This is a genomic window from Rhodococcus sp. ARP2, assembly GCF_001029585.1.
Classification (GTDB): Bacteria; Actinomycetota; Actinomycetes; order Mycobacteriales; family Mycobacteriaceae; genus Rhodococcus_F; species Rhodococcus_F erythropolis.
Genome location: NZ_LEKE01000075.1, coordinates 1 through 15,283, shown reverse-complemented (window position 1 = coordinate 15,283; position 15,283 = coordinate 1). Strand labels below are relative to the sequence as shown.

15 protein-coding genes are annotated in these 15,283 nt (G+C 62.9%); 11 read left to right on the top strand and 4 right to left on the bottom strand.

The features are described 5' to 3' along the window. The 3 genes from ABX74_RS20135 to ABX74_RS20125 form a co-directional block, all read left to right on the top strand. Positions 1-841 (top strand): glycosyltransferase family 2 protein (locus ABX74_RS20135; RefSeq protein ID WP_047889550.1); only part of this gene is annotated, 841 nt, incomplete at its 5' end. Continuing rightward, entirely contained in the window at positions 838-1,920 is a 1,083-nt protein-coding gene (locus ABX74_RS20130; protein ID WP_019747766.1) for a sugar phosphate nucleotidyltransferase, read from the top strand. The genes ABX74_RS20135 and ABX74_RS20130, both read left to right, overlap by 4 nt. Positions 1,921-1,952: 32 nt before the next feature. Then, positions 1,953-2,723, top strand: coding sequence for an SGNH/GDSL hydrolase family protein (locus ABX74_RS20125; RefSeq protein WP_019747767.1), 771 nt, complete (start codon positions 1,953-1,955; stop codon positions 2,721-2,723). On the opposite strand, the gene ABX74_RS20120 is transcribed toward ABX74_RS20125, so the two are convergent. Genes ABX74_RS20120 through cofD form a run of 3 tightly spaced genes read right to left on the bottom strand, consistent with a single transcriptional unit; the run spans position 2,714 to position 5,652 of the window. Next, positions 2,714-3,274: an NUDIX hydrolase gene (locus tag ABX74_RS20120; protein WP_019747768.1), complete on the bottom strand. Its 561-nt coding sequence runs from the start codon at positions 3,272-3,274 to the stop codon at positions 2,714-2,716. The two genes, ABX74_RS20125 and ABX74_RS20120, sit on opposite strands and share 10 nt — an antisense overlap. Before the next feature lie 3 nt (positions 3,275-3,277). Continuing rightward, complete coding sequence (locus tag ABX74_RS20115) at positions 3,278-4,663, bottom strand: coenzyme F420-0:L-glutamate ligase (RefSeq protein ID WP_047889549.1); 1,386 nt, start codon at positions 4,661-4,663, stop codon at positions 3,278-3,280. Next, positions 4,660-5,652 carry a 2-phospho-L-lactate transferase gene (cofD, locus tag ABX74_RS20110; protein WP_003940958.1) on the bottom strand — a complete coding sequence of 331 codons (993 nt, stop codon included), beginning with the start codon at positions 5,650-5,652 and terminating at the stop codon, positions 4,660-4,662. The genes ABX74_RS20115 and cofD overlap by 4 nt, the downstream gene beginning before the upstream one ends. 380 nt (positions 5,653-6,032) lie before the next feature. On the opposite strand from cofD, the gene ABX74_RS20105 reads away from it, so the two are divergent. Beyond that, positions 6,033-6,311: a WhiB family transcriptional regulator gene (locus ABX74_RS20105; protein ID WP_020907098.1), complete on the top strand. Its 279-nt coding sequence runs from the start codon at positions 6,033-6,035 to the stop codon at positions 6,309-6,311. 215 nt (positions 6,312-6,526) lie between these two features. On the opposite strand, the gene ABX74_RS20100 is transcribed toward ABX74_RS20105, so the two are convergent. Beyond that, the gene (locus ABX74_RS20100) at positions 6,527-7,015 is read right to left on the bottom strand and encodes a metallopeptidase family protein (protein WP_003940797.1); all 489 of its coding nucleotides are present in this window, start codon (positions 7,013-7,015) and stop codon (positions 6,527-6,529) included. Between the two features lie 80 nt (positions 7,016-7,095). On the opposite strand from ABX74_RS20100, the gene ABX74_RS20095 reads away from it, so the two are divergent. From ABX74_RS20095 to ABX74_RS20065, 7 genes are all read left to right on the top strand, one after another. Beyond that, positions 7,096-7,482, top strand: coding sequence for a DUF3499 domain-containing protein (locus ABX74_RS20095; protein WP_020969213.1), 387 nt, complete (start codon positions 7,096-7,098; stop codon positions 7,480-7,482). Between the two features lie 127 nt (positions 7,483-7,609). Further along, positions 7,610-8,983, top strand: coding sequence for a phosphomannomutase/phosphoglucomutase (locus ABX74_RS20090; protein ID WP_019747772.1), 1,374 nt, complete (start codon positions 7,610-7,612; stop codon positions 8,981-8,983). 163 nt (positions 8,984-9,146) lie between these two features. Further along, positions 9,147-10,241 carry a hypothetical protein gene (locus tag ABX74_RS20085; protein WP_046378331.1) on the top strand — a complete coding sequence of 365 codons (1,095 nt, stop codon included), beginning with the start codon at positions 9,147-9,149 and terminating at the stop codon, positions 10,239-10,241. Next, entirely contained in the window at positions 10,242-11,504 is a 1,263-nt protein-coding gene (manA, locus tag ABX74_RS20080) for a mannose-6-phosphate isomerase, class I (RefSeq protein ID WP_047889548.1), read from the top strand. Between the two features lie 28 nt (positions 11,505-11,532). Beyond that, positions 11,533-12,492, top strand: coding sequence for a cation diffusion facilitator family transporter (locus ABX74_RS20075; RefSeq protein WP_019747775.1), 960 nt, complete (start codon positions 11,533-11,535; stop codon positions 12,490-12,492). Positions 12,493-12,578: 86 nt separating this feature from the next. Then, entirely contained in the window at positions 12,579-14,075 is a 1,497-nt protein-coding gene (locus tag ABX74_RS20070; protein WP_019747776.1) for an amino acid permease, read from the top strand. A gap of 111 nt (positions 14,076-14,186) precedes the next feature. Then, a partial coding sequence (locus tag ABX74_RS20065; RefSeq protein ID WP_047889547.1) for an alkane 1-monooxygenase occupies positions 14,187-15,283 on the top strand: 1,097 nt, incomplete at its 3' end.

Sequence of the window (15,283 nt, the reverse complement as noted above, 5' to 3'; positions counted from 1 at the left end):
TGCCGCGGCGACGACAGAAAAACCCCAGGTCATCATGGCCGACAACGGGTCGACCGATGGTGCGCCGGAGGCGGCGGATGCCAAGTACGAGCATGTTCGTCTGCTTCGTACAGGGGGAAACATCGGCTACGGCGGAGCGATAAATCGGGCTGTGGCGGAGATCGATTCGTCGATCGAATTTGTCGTGATTTCCAATCCTGACGTCCAATGGGCACCCGGTTCACTCGACGAATTGGTCGCTGCGGCAAATCGGTGGCCAAGGGCCGGTGCACTGGGGCCGAAGGTCCTCGAACCGGACGGAAGTGTCTATCCGTCGGCACGAACGGTGCCCGACATCACCTCGGGCGTCGGGCACGCATTGCTCGGCACCGTGTGGCCGAAGAACCCGTGGACTGCCCGTTACCGTCAGGAGAACGAGGCCGTCACCGAGCGCTCCGTCGGTTGGCTTTCCGGGTCGTGCCTGTTGGTCCGACGTGATGCCTTCGACGCCATCTCCGGGTTCGACTCGCGATACTTCATGTACATGGAGGACGTCGATTTCGGTGATCGCCTCGGAAAAGCCGGGTGGCTCAATGTCTTTGTTCCCTCCGCTGTCGTGACCCATGCCAAAGGCCATGCGGCAGGCCGGCATCCGGAACTGATGCTGCCCGCTCATCATCGCAGCGCATACCAGTTCCAGGCTGATCGTCATCCGCACTGGTGGCAGGCTCCGCTGCGACTTGCCTTGCGCGGTGGCCTGGCCGTGCGGTCCAAGATCGCCGTAGCTTCTGCTGTTCGCGAGCGCGCTCGCACCGACGACTCGACCGACAACCCATCAGTTTCGAACCACGGGGGAAAATGATGTCCGATCCGAATCCGACCGACGCCGTAATCCTGGTAGGCGGCAAGGGCACTCGGCTGCGTCCGTTGACGCTGTCGGCGCCCAAGCCGATGCTTCCGACCGCCGGCCTTCCGTTCCTGACGCATCTCCTTGCCAGGATCGAGGCTGCCGGTATCAAGCACGTGGTGCTCGGAACATCTTTCAAGGCAGAGGTATTCGAGGACTACTTCGGCGACGGCTCCAAGATGGGGCTCGAGATCGACTACGTCTTCGAGACCGAGCCGCTGGGCACCGGTGGCGGAATCCGCAACGTACTCCCGAAGTTGCGCGGCGACAACGTCATGGTGTTCAACGGTGACGTGCTCGGTGGCACCGACCTGAACGCCATTCTCGAGACCCACGAGAAGACGGACGCCGACGTGACACTTCACCTGGTTCGTGTGGGAGACCCGCGTGCATTCGGTTGTGTTCCGACCGACGAGGACGGACGAGTCTCGGCATTCCTGGAGAAGACCCAGGATCCGCCGACGGATCAGATCAACGCCGGCTGCTACGTCTTCAAGCGCGAGATCATCGAACAGATCCCGGAGGGACGACCGGTATCGGTCGAGCGCGAGGTGTTCCCGAATCTCCTGGCCGAGGGCAAGCGGGTGTTCGGCCACGTCGACTCGTCGTACTGGCGTGACATGGGAACCCCCGAGGACTTCGTTCGCGGTTCCGCCGACCTGGTGCGAGGCATCGCGCCTTCGCCGGCTCTCGAAGGTCCGCGCGGCGAGTCGCTCGTTCACCCCGGGGCGGGAATTGCGCCTGGCGCCGTCCTGATCGGCGGCACGGTTGTCGGCCGTGGCGCAGAAGTCGGCGCAGGTGCGCGCCTCGACGGTGCGATTCTCTTCGACGGCGCCGTTGTGGAAGCCGGTGCGGTAGTCGAACGATCGATCCTCGGATTCGGCGTCCGTATCGGACCACGAGCACTGGTCCGCGACGCCGTCATCGGAGACGGCGCGGACATCGGTGCGCGGTGCGAATTGTTGCGCGGCGCACGTGTGTGGCCGGGGGTGACGCTGCCGGACGGTGGCGTGCGCTTCAGCACAGATGTGTGATCGTTAGCTGACCTACTGGAATACTGGCGGGTATGACTTCTCTTCCGAGCCGTTACGTTGCCCTCGGTGACTCGTTCACCGAGGGCGTCGGCGACGCCGACGAACGATTCCCCAACGGTCTGCGCGGGTGGGCAGACCGAGTGGCCGAGCAGCTGGCGGTGAACAACCCCGAGTTCCGCTACGCCAACCTGGCGATTCGTGGTCGCCTACTCGGACCGATCATCGACGAGCAGTTGGAACCCGCTCTGGCGTTGAAGCCCGATCTGGTGACCATCTACGCCGGCGGAAACGACATGATGCGTCCGAAGCTCGACATCGACGCGATGGTCGCCCGCTACGATTCGGCAATCGGCCAGCTCACTGCTTCCGGTGCGCAGGTTCTCATGTTCACCGCATACGACACCGGATGGTCCGCCTTCTTCGGCAAGCTCCGCGGACGCCTGGCGATTTACAACGAGCTTGTTCGCGAGGTAGCGGACCGCCACGGCGCGACCCTCGTCGACTTCTGGCGATTCTCCGAATATCAGGACCTACGGATGTGGGACTGGGATCGCCTCCACATGTCGCCCGCCGGGCACGAGAACATGGCGACGCGGGTGCTCGACGTACTGGGCGTCGAACACGGATTGATCGCGCCCGACCTCGGGCCTGCGCCGGTTCTCACGAAAGCGGAAACTCGTCGCGAGGATCGTCAATGGGCGCGAGAGTTCTTGGTGCCGTGGGTAGCTCGGCGCGTGAAGGGAACATCTTCGGGCGACGGCGTGAGCGCCAAGCAGCCCGAGCTGTCTCCGATTCAGTCCTGATTCTTGCGCTGATGGGCGAGCGCTACCAGGTGGTCGATGGTCTCGCGTTCGGCAGTCGGCGGTAGCGCGTCCACCGGCCACCACCGGAGGTCGGTGGACTCCGCGCTGCGGACGATATGTGAATTGTCCGGCGCCACAACAAGAAACCGTAGATCGAGATGTCTGGTCGGGACCCCGAGTGAGCACGTGATCGGATGTGTGTGGGCGGAGAGTAGGTCCGCGTCTATCCGAACGTCGTGAATTCCGGACTCCTCGCGAGCCTCCCGCAATGCCGCATCGACTACCGTCTCGTCGTCGGGCTCGCAGTGACCTCCGAGCTGAATCCACCTGCCCACCTTGGGATGCAGGGTCAGCAGGACGTGGCAGCCACTCTCGTCGAGAACCAGAGACGACGCGGTGATGTGTCCCGGGGCATGGCGACGAAGGCAGCCGTCCGGAGCCGAATCGAGGAACGCGAGCATCGTGTGCCGCAGTGACTCGTCCGCCTCGGAGGACGTCGACCAGCCCTCCAGGACGCCCTTGGCGGAGGCGTGCAGCGATTCGGCTGACATGACCTACAGCTCCACCAACGCGTCCCCAGGGGCGGGGACCGTGCGCGGAGTCAGTGGTTCGAGGGGGTACCCGATTGCGACTGCGCCGAGTGGCTGCCAATCGGCCGGGAGATCGAGTTGTTCGCGTACGAGGTCGGCGGCGAAGATCGTCGATCCGATCCAGCAGCTTCCCACGCCGCGTGTGGCCAGCGAGACCAGCAGTCCCTGCACTGCCGCGCCGGCAGCGACGGTGAACATCGTGGACTCCGCCGCGGTACGTCGGGCATCCGGATAACTGTGTGCGCCGTCGGGCACGCAGAAGGGAATGACGACCTCGGGGGCATCGAACAGGATGTTTCCGCGGGCAACCCGCGCGTCGACGGATTCGTCGCTACGACCGTCCGCACGCAGATCGGCGGCCCACTTCTCACGCATCTGCTCGAGGAGCGACGTGCGGACCGACTCGGTCCGCAGCCACACGAATCGAACAGGCCTTGTGTGGTGGGGCGCTGGAGCAGTGAGTGCCTCGGCGATCGAGCTGCGAATGATCTCCGCGTCGACGGGATCACCTGCGAACTGCCGAACCGACCGACGCAACAGCAGCGCCTGGCCGCGGCCCATCGCCGTAGCCTCCTCGGTTCCCAGCCAGAACAGATCGTCCGGGCCGCGACGGATCAGATCCTGGCCACTCGAACCGTCGTCCTCGAATCGGAGTCCTCGCACGACGGCGACGGGAACGCCGCCGAGCTTGCCCTTGACCAGATCGCCCGCAGCGGCGATCTCGTCCGCGATCGCGATCTCGGTGACGATCAGATCGTTGCCCTGACTGTCCTGTGCCCCGAGGTAGCCGTGCAGGACCGGAATGCCGGAGGAACCGATCGCGGCATCGGTCTGCCCGTTGCGCCACGCACGACCCATCGTGTCGGTCACGACGACGGCGACGGACTTGCCCGTGCTCTCGAGAATTCGGGCACGCAGCCCCGCTGCGCTCGCATCGGGATCCACGGGGAGCAGGGCGAGTTCGGCACCGTCGACGTTGGAGCCGTCGATGCCCGATGCGGCCTGCACGATGCCGAGTTTGTTCTCGGTGATCAGAGTGCGGCCCTTGCGGGCCACGACGCGGACGGCTTCCTGATCCACCAGGAGGCGTCGTGCTGCGTCGCGCTCTTCCGGATCGGTCGGCGAGGAAACGATGCGACCCTCGACTTTTGAGAACACCTTGCTCGTGACGACAACGACGTCGCCGTTCTCGAGCCACGGTGTCGCGTCGACGACAGCGGCGGCCAAGTCGTCTCCGGGCCGGAACTCGGGAAGGCCGAGCACGGGAATGACTTCGATTGCGGCGCCGGGGGAGTGATCGCCGGGAGAGTGATTTCTGTCGCGGCTTGCTTCGGTTCCGGGCTCGGTCACAGTTCGACTCCGGCGATCTCGAAAGCCGTTCGAACCATTTTTGCGGTCTCTTCGGGGGACGTCATCAAAAGTGGGATGCTTCGCACGTCCACCCCGTCGATGTCGGCCGTGTCACCTTCGTCGACGAGCCAGCCGTCGAGAATGCCGTTGATCGAGCGAGCTCCGTAGTGGCGACCGATCGCCTCGGAAGTCGTCTCGACCCCGATCACTTCGAGGCACTCGTCAGCCATGCCGCGCAACGGTTTTCCACCGATGACGGGGGAGAGGCCGACAACCTTGGCCGCGGTGGTCCGCAGGGCTCCGCGAATGCCGGGCACCGCGAGGATCGCGCCGACGCTCACGACGGGATTGGACGGTGCGATCAGCACGATGTCGGCACCGTCGATCGCCTCGACCACCCCCGGCGCGGGCTTGGCCTGCTCGGCGCCGACGTGAGCGAAGCTGTGAGTTTCCACCTGTGCTCGATGCCGTACCCACCACTCCTGGAAATGAATCGCCTTCTGTTCACCGTCTTCCGGATCGGTGATCACAACGTGTGTTTCGCTGCGGTCGTCGCTCACGGGAAGCAGTGCGACACCCGGATTCCAGCGATTGCACAACGCTTCGGTGATCGCGGACAACGGATATCCCGTGCGGAGCATCTGGCTGCGAATCAAATGCGTTGCGATATCGCGATCTCCGAGGCCGAACCAGTCCGGCTTCGCTCCGTATGCCGCGAGTTCTTCTTTCGCATTCCAGGTTTCGCCGGCGTGTCCCCACCCGCGTTCGGTGTCGATACCGCCGCCGAGTGTGTACATACAAGTGTCCAGATCGGGGCAGATGCGCAGACCGTGCATCCAGACGTCGTCTCCGACGTTGACGACGGCCGTGATGCGATGTGGGCCTTCGTATTTCTCGAGGGATTCACCACCGGCGATTCCGAGCGCATTTTGCACACCTTGAAGGAAACGGGCCCCGCCGACGCCGCCAACCAATACAGTCACGTTCACGACATCAGAGCCTAGGCGGTCGGCGCGTCGTCGTGTCTGGCGGGCAGAAGGTCCCGTCAATTGGGGGCCGGAATACTAATGGATTCATCTCGTTTAGCTTGACCGCGACACGCTGGACGTGTGTAATCTCAAATGTGTCATTCCAACCGCTACTTGTGAGTTCACTTGCAGCGGGGCCGGTTTCGAACACAGTTTCGAACGGTCGACGGGGTGGGGTTGAAGATGGAGTGAAAATTCTGCGCTATTACAGGTGAGGAGGCGGAACGATGCCCAATGAAAATGTCGAGATCAGTTCTCTCGCAATGACAGTAAGCGACGAACCGCAGACCGATTCCCGAGCAGGCGCAGCAGAAGGTGCCTGCAGCAGTGAGTTCGACGGTATGAGTACTCGGCCAGTGCTGAGTCTCGTCACCGGCTTCGAAGAATTGTTCGACACCATCGAGGATCAGTGGCAGGAGCGTGCTCTCTGCGCGCAGACCGATCCCGAAGCGTTCTTCCCTGAAAAGGGTGGATCGACGAGGGAAGCAAAACGGATCTGCCTCGGTTGTGAAGTTCGTGACGAGTGCCTCGAGTACGCGCTCGCGAACGACGAACGGTTCGGAATCTGGGGAGGGTTGTCCGAGCGCGAGCGTCGGCGACTCAAGCGGGGGATCATCTGATCTGCTGCTGAATCGGTTCTGTCAGCGTCGGGGCTGACGGGCGGTCTTCGAAAGTCTGACCTGCAACGGGGAATTGCAGGTCAAGCAACGACTGTTTTGTTCTTCGTGTGGATTTACTTCTTCGTGTGACATCAGTTTTTTCGTCTGACGGTGCGTCAGTCCTCGTCGGGCAGTATCAGTGCTCGTCGGGCAGTATCAGTCCTCGTCGGGCAGTATCAGTCCTCGTCGGGAAGTGTGGGGTCGATGACCTGTGGGTCGACGCCCAGATACGTGCCGACTTGATGGACCAACACGTCGTGCACCAGATCCGTGAGTTCTTCCGGATCCTTCGCGCGCTGCTCCAATGGGCGGCGAAACAGCACAATTCTTGCGCGAGTCGTATTTCCGTGACGGTCGATTCCGGCAGGAATCAGTCGTGACAGTGGAACCGGGCCGTCTGCGATGACCTCCGGCGGCCATGTGACGGACTCCGGATCGTGCGCGTGAATCTTCGGAACTTCGTCCACCGCGATGTCGAGTTTCGTCAACCGGTCGTGCCACGCGAGGTCGACGGGCGAGAAGGCGTCGAGCACCAGGAGATCGAACTTCTCAGCCCGGGTACGCCTGGCGGGCACCTCCGGGGGAAGTAGTGGTCCGCGCAGGCCACGGCCGTGTCGCTCGATGGAACGAGTGGTGACCGAGCGTCGGCGGCGGGCTTGTGGCATGGCGCCCAGATTACGACAGAAGAAACTGCTCGGTGTGTCCGAGTAGGTTCCGGACGTGGGGAGGGCTAGGCTCCGTACCTGTGAGATCTCTGCGTCGCTGCTGCCGCCCCGGGTGCAAGAACCCCGCCGTCGCGACGCTTACGTATGTCTACTCGGACTCCACTGCGGTTGTCGGGCCGCTGGCAACCGTCGCCGAGCCCCATTCATGGGATTTGTGTGACACTCACGGCTCTCGAATCACCGCCCCCAAGGGCTGGGAACTCGTCCGCCACGAAGGCGGATTCGCGTCGAGCACTCCCGACGAAGACGATCTGACCGCTTTGGCCGAAGCTGTACGTGAAGCCGGTCTCGGAGATCGCAACAAGTCCAACGTCGACGCAGATGAGGACATACGTCCCGCGGCTCCGAGTACTGCCCGTACAGGGCGTCGTGGACACCTCCGCGTACTGCCCGACCCATCCAACTGACGCGAGATTCGTCGCCGCAGACGCTAGGCTCGACCGAGTACTTCCACACCCGAGTACTGCGAATCTCCGGACGCCATGCGCCCGGACGTTCCCGTCTGTGAGGGTGCATGCACAAGGAGAGTTTTCAGTGGGGCGAACAGCCGAGTCGGTTGCTGCAATCATCAAGGCGTACGACGTGCGCGGCGTGGTCGGTGAGCAGATCGACGAAGATTTTGTCCGCGACGTGGGAGCGTCGTTCGCCCGTCTGGTCCGTGACGAGGCCGGCGCAGCCACGACGGTTGTGATCGGCTACGACATGCGTGCATCGTCGCCCACACTGTCTTCTGCTTTCGGTGACGGCGTGCTCGCTCAAGGACTCGACGTCGTCTACATCGGATTGGCGTCGACCGACGAGCTCTACTTTGCATCCGGTTTGCTGAACTGCCCGGGCGCGATGTTCACGGCGAGCCACAATCCGGCCAAGTACAACGGCATCAAGATGTGCCGGGCCGGCGCCAAGCCCGTCGGTCAGGACACCGGCCTGGCAGTCATCTCCGCCGAGGTCGTCTCGGGTGTTCCCGCGTACGACGGACCGGCAGGTACCGCCAGCACGAAGGACGTCCTCGAGGAATACGCGAGCTACCTCCGCGGATTGGTCGACCTGGCTGCGTTGCGCCCGATGAAGGTCGCAGTCGATGCAGGAAACGGCATGGGCGGCCATACCGCGCCGGCCGTATTCGGGCCGATGCCTCTCGAAGTCCTCCCGCTCTACTTCGAGCTCGACGGCACGTTCCCCAACCACGAAGCCAATCCGCTCGATCCGGCCAACCTCGTCGACCTGCAGGCCTACGTGCGTGAGACCGGAGCAGACATCGGCTTGGCTTTCGACGGTGACGCGGACCGTTGCTTCGTCGTCGACGAGAAGGGCGACCCCGTCTCTCCGTCCGCGGTGACGGCACTTGTCGCCAAGCGCGAACTCGCGAAGGAACCTGGCGCGTCGATCATCCACAATCTGATCACGTCGCGGGCAGTGCCCGAACTGGTCGAAGAACTCGGCGGCGTCGCGATCCGTACCCGAGTCGGCCACTCGTTCATCAAGCAGGAGATGGCCGAGACCGGTGCCGTCTTCGGCGGCGAGCACTCAGCTCACTACTACTTCCGCGACTTCTGGGGCGCCGACTCCGGCATGCTCGCGGCGTTGCACGTACTCGCCGCACTGGGCGAGCAGGACCGTCCGCTCTCCGAGTTGATGGCGGAGTACACCCGCTACGCGGCCTCGGGTGAGATCAACTCCACGGTGGCTGACGCGGCCGATCGCACTGCGGCTGTGCTTGCAGCATTCGCGGACCGCACCGAGTCGGTGGATCGCCTCGACGGTGTCACAGTCAGTCTCGAGGGAAATGCCTGGTTCAACTTGCGCGCGTCCAACACCGAGCCTTTGCTGCGACTCAACGTCGAAGCACCCACGTCCGCCGATGTCGACGCATTGGTGAACGAAATTCTGGCGATCGTCCGGGCTTGAATCCGAGTCTGATCGGTTTGTCGGTGAGCCGAAGCCCTGGGATAGTTGGGGGACTATCTCGGGAACGACTGCCACGGGAACGAGGGCTTTGCCACCACGGACCGCGTAGAGCTGGAATGCTGGATGGTGCGGGAACTGCGAACGGAGAAGGGGGTGCGGTGAGATGACAGCGCCGATGCCGCTTCTCGACCTCGACGACAGCGAGGGTTTGTCGGCTGCCGATTCGGAAGGGTTACTGCGGTCTGTGGCCATGGGGGGCGCACAGATTCGGGCCACCGCATCGGCCGTCGGCGAGGGTGTGATCTCTCGGCTGGCCGGCCTGCGCCCGCGCAGCGTCGTGCTGATTGCCGGTGCCGGTGGCGCTCGGCACGGAGCCAGGATCGCGCTTGCTCTCGTCGGAGATTCGATCGGTTGTCCGCTTCTCGTACTCGACCGGACGCCGTCGTGGGCCGGACCGTTGGACGTGATCGTCGTTGCCGGTGACGATGCCGGTGATCCGCGCCTGGTCGAATCCGTCGACAGTGCAGTTCGCCGTGGCGCCGAAGTTGTTGTCGCCGTTCCGGACGAGGGGCCCATGCGGGCTGTGGCGGCCGGGCGCACCATGTCGTTGCCGCCGCGGCTCTACGCCTCGCCGAGGCACACGATGACGCGGTTCCTCGCCGTCTTCCTCGCCGTTGCCGCCGAAATCGAGGGCAAGGGATCGATCGAGGACCGTTCGGCGGTGCTCGGTCGTATCGCCGACGCCGTTGATGCGGAGGCGCTGCGGGACGGGCCGGCCAACGAGGTATTCCATAACCCGGCCAAGTCGTTGGCCACCAGAATGAGCGGCCGGCGAGTCGTTCTGTGTGGGAGTGGTTCCGTGACAACAGCACTCGCAGAGTTCTCGAGCGTTTCGCTGATGAGCTCGGGCCTGAATGCCGCTGCCGCCGAGATGTCGGAGGTGATTCGTTCGGCACGAGCTCTGTTCGCGCCGGACGCAGCTTCGCGTGATTCGGTGTTCCACGACCCGTTCTTTCACGATCCGCAACTCGACGGCGCATTGCCGACCCCACCGGCGCGGGCGTTCGTCTTCGCGACGGAATCCACGCGCGGGGAGGCGAGACGCCGGATGGACGCACTGGCCGACGCCGATCTGGTGGTGGCGGCAGACGAAGACCAGACCAACGTGGTGATATCGGAGATGGAGCAGGTATTCGTGTTGGCGTCTCGAGTAGACATGGCCGCGGCGTACGTGCAGTTGACGGGCGGTGCGAAGTAAGTGCGTGAACTCGAAGGTGCACTTCGTTCTTACGCGTGGGGCTCGCGAACGGCAATTGCCGAACTACGCGGTCTTGCGACCCCGTCGAATCATCCCGAAGCGGAGTTGTGGTTGGGCGCCCACCCGGGCGACCCGGCGCGCGTGATCACCGAATCCGGAAGCGAGTCGTTGCTCGAGGTCCTGCACCGCGAACCCGAGCGTGAACTCGGCCGTGAGAACCTCGATGCATTCGGTGAGCGACTCCCATTCCTGCTCAAGTTGCTTGCGGCGGAAGAGCCGCTGTCGCTTCAGGCGCATCCCAGCGCCGTTCAAGCCGACGAGGGTTTTCGTCGTGAGAACGCACTCGGCGTTCCCATGGAATCGCCGATTCGCAACTACAAGGACGGCAGCCACAAGCCCGAACTCGTTGTCGCGCTGAGCAGATTCGAAGCGCTTGCCGGATTCCGCGAGCCGACGCGGACTGTCAAACTGCTGCGCGCTCTGGCCGTCGACGAGTTGGAGCCGTACATCGGTCTGCTCGAAGGCCAACCCGATTCCGACGGACTCCGGGCGTTGTTCACGACATGGATCACGCTGCCGTCCACGGTGCTCGGGACGTTGCTCCCTGCCGTGCTTGCCGGGTGCATCACCTACGTCGCGCACCACGACGCCGAATTCGTGACCGAGATCCGTACCGCGCTGGAATTGAGCGAGGCGTACCCCGGCGACGCCGGCGTTCTGGCGGCACTACTGCTCAACCGCGTCACACTCGAGCCCGGCCAAGGACTGTTTCTCGCTGCGGGAAATCTCCACGCGTATCTCCATGGACTCGCGGTCGAGATCATGGCCAACTCCGACAACGTGCTGCGCGGCGGGCTGACGCCCAAACACGTCGACGTGCCCGAACTGTTGAGGGTTCTGGACTTCGTCGGGGCCGATATCGAAGTGCTCGATCCGGCCCCGTCGCCAGGATCAGGTCAGTCAGGATCAGGTCAGTCAGGATCAGGTCAGTCAGGGTCAGGCAGATACGAGTACGTCACGCCCGCACCTGAATTTCGTTTGACGCGTCTGGAGTTCGACTCGAATGCCACCGACCTCGTTGTCGAAGCCGGCGGCCCGCGGATTCTGATCTGCACCGACGGCGCGGTCACTGCGACGTGCGGTGCCGACACTCTCGACCTCGATCGGGGCCGAGCCGCGTGGATTGCTGCCGACGAGCCCGTAGTACACCTGACCACACGAACCCCGACTGCGCAGGTTTTCAGTGCAGTGGTCGGTCGATAGGAATCTCGGTCGATAGCGAGGAGACATTGTGTCGGCTCATGGTGGCAAGAAGGCGATTCTGGCGGCCCTCGGAGCCAATGCCGGAATTGCCGTAGCCAAGTTCGCCGGATTCTTGATCACCGGATCGTCGTCGATGCTCGCCGAATCGGTGCACTCGGTGGCCGACACGTCCAATCAGGGTTTGCTGCTCTTGGGGCAGAAGAAGGCAGAACGTGAGGCAGATCAACTGCACCCGTTCGGTTACGGGCGCAACCGGTACTTCTATTCGTTCGTCGTTGCACTGGTGCTCTTCACCCTCGGTTCGCTGTTCGCGATCTACGAAGGTATTCACAAGATTCAGCATCCGGAAGAACTCAATTCGGCTTTCGTGGCAATCGCGATCCTGTTCATCGCGATCTGCCTGGAGGGCTACAGCTTCCGGACCGCAGCGAAGGAATCACGACCGCTCAAGGGAAATGCGTCGTGGTGGAACTTCATCCGAACCTCTCGTAGCCCGGAACTCCCGGTTGTGCTGCTCGAGGACACCGGCGCATTGATCGGTCTCGTCCTTGCACTCGGCGGCGTCGGTCTCACGATGGTGACCGGAAATCCGGTCTTCGACGGCATCGGAACTCTGTGCATCGGTGTCCTGCTCGGCATCATCGCGGTCATTCTGATCATCGAAATGCAGTCGCTGCTGATCGGTGAGGGCGCAACGGCGGTGGAGACCGAACTGATCCTCAACGCACTGGTCGACGGAACTCGTATCGAACGCGTCATTCATTGCAAGACGCAGTACCTCGGTCCCGAGGAGATCCTTGTTGCTGCCAAGGTTGCGGTGCCGGTCGGATCGACGATCTCGGATGTGGCGACGGCGATCGACGAGGCCGAGTCTCGCGTGCGCGCTGCAGTGCCTGCGGCGCGGGTGATCTACCTCGAGCCGGACCTGGATCGTCTCAGCGCAGGAGATCGCCCTGAAACAGATCTACAGGCTCCCGACAAACCCTGAACAAAGCCGCGCCTGCGGGCTTAGGCTGATGCCATCTCTCTACTTGCCCATGGTGGGACCTGCTGGTCCCCAGCAAGGAGGCGGCAATGGCTGTCAAGGACGAGCAGGCCGGATCTGGACGGTCGAAGCTGTTTCGAACCAAATCGATCGAGCAGTCCATCAAGGACACCGACGAGCCGGAAACCAAACTCCGGAAAGAGCTGAACTCGTGGGATCTCACGGTGTTCGGTGTCGCAGTGGTCATCGGTGCGGGCATCTTCACACTCACGGCTCGGACGGCGGGAAACGTCGCCGGGCCGTCGGTTTCCCTGGCTTTTGTCATCGCGGCAATCGCCTGCGGACTGGCAGCGCTGTGTTACGCCGAGTTCGCGTCGACGGTCCCGGTTGCCGGTAGCGCGTACACGTTCTCGTACGCGACGTTCGGCGAATTCGTCGCCTGGATCATCGGCTGGGATCTCATCCTCGAATTCGCCTTGGCGTCTTCGGTGGTGGCAAAAGGCTGGTCGCTGTACCTCGGCGAAGTGATGGGTTCACGCAGCCCGATCGTCGAGTTGGGGCCGATCTCGTTCGACTGGGGTGCGGTGCTGGTGATCGCCGTCATCACGATCCTGCTCGCGACCGGCACAAAACTCTCTTCGAGGGTGTCACTGGTGATCACGGCGATCAAGGTCGCGGTGGTGTTGCTGGTGATCATCGTCGGTCTGTTCTACATCGACACCGACAACTACTCGCCGTACATTCCGCCGTCGGAGCCGGGCTCGACGGGAGAGGGCATCCACCAGTCGTTGTTCTCGTACGTGACCGGGGCCGGTGGCAGCACATTCGGGTGGTACGGATTGCTCGCGGCAGCCAGTCTGGTGTTCTTCGCGTTCATCGGCTTCGACGTCGTCGCCACGACTGCGGAGGAGGCGAAGGAGCCGCAGAAGGCGTTGCCACGCGGCATCCTGGGCTCGCTCTTGATCGTCACGGTTCTGTACGTGGCAGTGACACTCGTGTTGACCGGGATGGTGAAGTACACCGAACTCGAGGGCGATACTTCCAACCTGGCAACGGCATTCGCCTTCCACGACATCACGTGGGCGAAAAACGTCATCTCGTTCGGCGCGTTGGCCGGTCTCACGACCGTGGTGATGGTGCTGATGCTCGGGCAGACCAGGGTGCTCTTCGCGATGGCACGCGACGGTCTGATGCCACGACGCCTGGCGCCGACCGGCAAGCACGGAACTCCCGTGCGGATCACGATCTTGGTCGGCGTTGTGGTCGCGGTGCTCGCCGGAGTGTTCCCGATCGGCACCCTCGAGGAAATGGTCAATATCGGCACGTTGTTCGCGTTTGTTCTCGTGTCGTTGGGGGTTCTCGTGCTTCGTCGGACGCGGCCGGACCTACCCCGCGGGTTCAGGGTGCCACTGGTCCCGCTGATCCCGATCCTGGCTGTCCTCGCGTGTCTCTGGTTGATGTTCAACCTGTCGGTGGAGACCTGGATGAGGTTCGTGGTCTGGATGGCCCTCGGTGTTGTCATCTACTTCGCCTACAGCAGGCAGCATTCGTTGATCGGGAAGCGTGAACGCGGCGAAATCGAGTAAATGTACAAAGATTATTATTTGTCTATCACTTGTACAAATAGCGTAGTACTGTCTATCTCAGGGTGAACTGACTCACAGTTGTCGAGTCGGTCCGAATCGAGGAGGTAGACCGTGTCGACGCACGTGAACTCGCAGTCCGGGCAGACGCTCCCGCCCGAGCAGTGGCGTGACAAGAAGAGATATCTTTGGCTGCTCGGCCTGGTGCCGCCGACGGCGGTCTTCATTGCCGTCGGATTGGTTGCGTTGTTCAACAGTCTCGGGTGGAACGCGGTCTCGCCGGTGTGGTGGTGGATCGGGCCGTTGCTCGTCTACATCCTGCTCCCGATCCTCGACATCTTCTTCGGTCCGGACGGCGAGAATCCGCCGGACGAGGTGATGGAGCGCCTCGAGAACGACAAGTACTACCGGTACTGCACCTACATCTACATACCGTTCCAGTTGGCCAGCCTGGTCCTGGCCTGCTATCTCTGGTCGGCGACCGACCCGTCCTGGCTCGGAATCGACGGGGGACTGGGGCTGATCTCCAAGATCGGTCTGGCGATCAGTATCGGTTGCGTCGCAGGAATCGGGATCAACACCGCACACGAACTAGGTCACAAGAAGGACGATCTCGAGCGCTGGTTGTCGAAGATCACTCTGGCGCAGTCGTTTTACGGCCACTTCTACATCGAGCACAATCGTGGACACCACGTGCGGGTCGCCACGCCCGAGGATCCGGCGTCGTCTCGCTTCGGCGAGAGCTTCTGGACCTTCCTGCCGCGCAGTGTGTGGGGATCTCTGCGCTCGTCGTGGTCCCTGGAAAAAGCCAGGCTCGATCGACTGGGTAAGAAGCCGTGGACAATTCGCAACGACGTCCTGCATTCGTGGTTGATGTCCGTCGTACTCTTCGGTGTCCTCGTCGCCGTCTTCGGGCTCTCGGTGCTGCCGTTCCTGGTGCTGCAGGCCGTCTTCGGATTCTGCCTGCTCGAAACCGTCAACTACCTCGAACATTACGGACTGAAGCGTCGCCGTCTGGACAGTGGGCGGTACGAGCGCGCCGCACCGGAGCACAGTTGGAACAGCGATCACATCTGCACCAACATCTTCCTGTATCACCTCCAGCGTCACAGTGACCATCATGCGAACCCGACACGTCGTTACCAGACGCTTCGAAGCATGGACGGTGCGCCCAACCTGCCCAGTGGGTACGCGAGCATGATCATGCTCGC

Coding starts and splice junctions, on each gene's coding strand:
- ABX74_RS20130 (WP_019747766.1), top strand. CDS start 838: ATGATGTCCGATCCGAATCCGACCGACGCCGTAATCCTGGTAGGCGGC.
- ABX74_RS20125 (WP_019747767.1), top strand. CDS start 1,953: ATGACTTCTCTTCCGAGCCGTTACGTTGCCCTCGGTGACTCGTTCACC.
- ABX74_RS20120 (WP_019747768.1), bottom strand. CDS start 3,274: ATGTCAGCCGAATCGCTGCACGCCTCCGCCAAGGGCGTCCTGGAGGGC.
- ABX74_RS20105 (WP_020907098.1), top strand. CDS start 6,033: ATGAGTACTCGGCCAGTGCTGAGTCTCGTCACCGGCTTCGAAGAATTG.
- ABX74_RS20100 (WP_003940797.1), bottom strand. CDS start 7,015: ATGCCACAAGCCCGCCGCCGACGCTCGGTCACCACTCGTTCCATCGAG.
- ABX74_RS20085 (WP_046378331.1), top strand. CDS start 9,147: ATGACAGCGCCGATGCCGCTTCTCGACCTCGACGACAGCGAGGGTTTG.
- ABX74_RS20070 (WP_019747776.1), top strand. CDS start 12,579: ATGGCTGTCAAGGACGAGCAGGCCGGATCTGGACGGTCGAAGCTGTTT.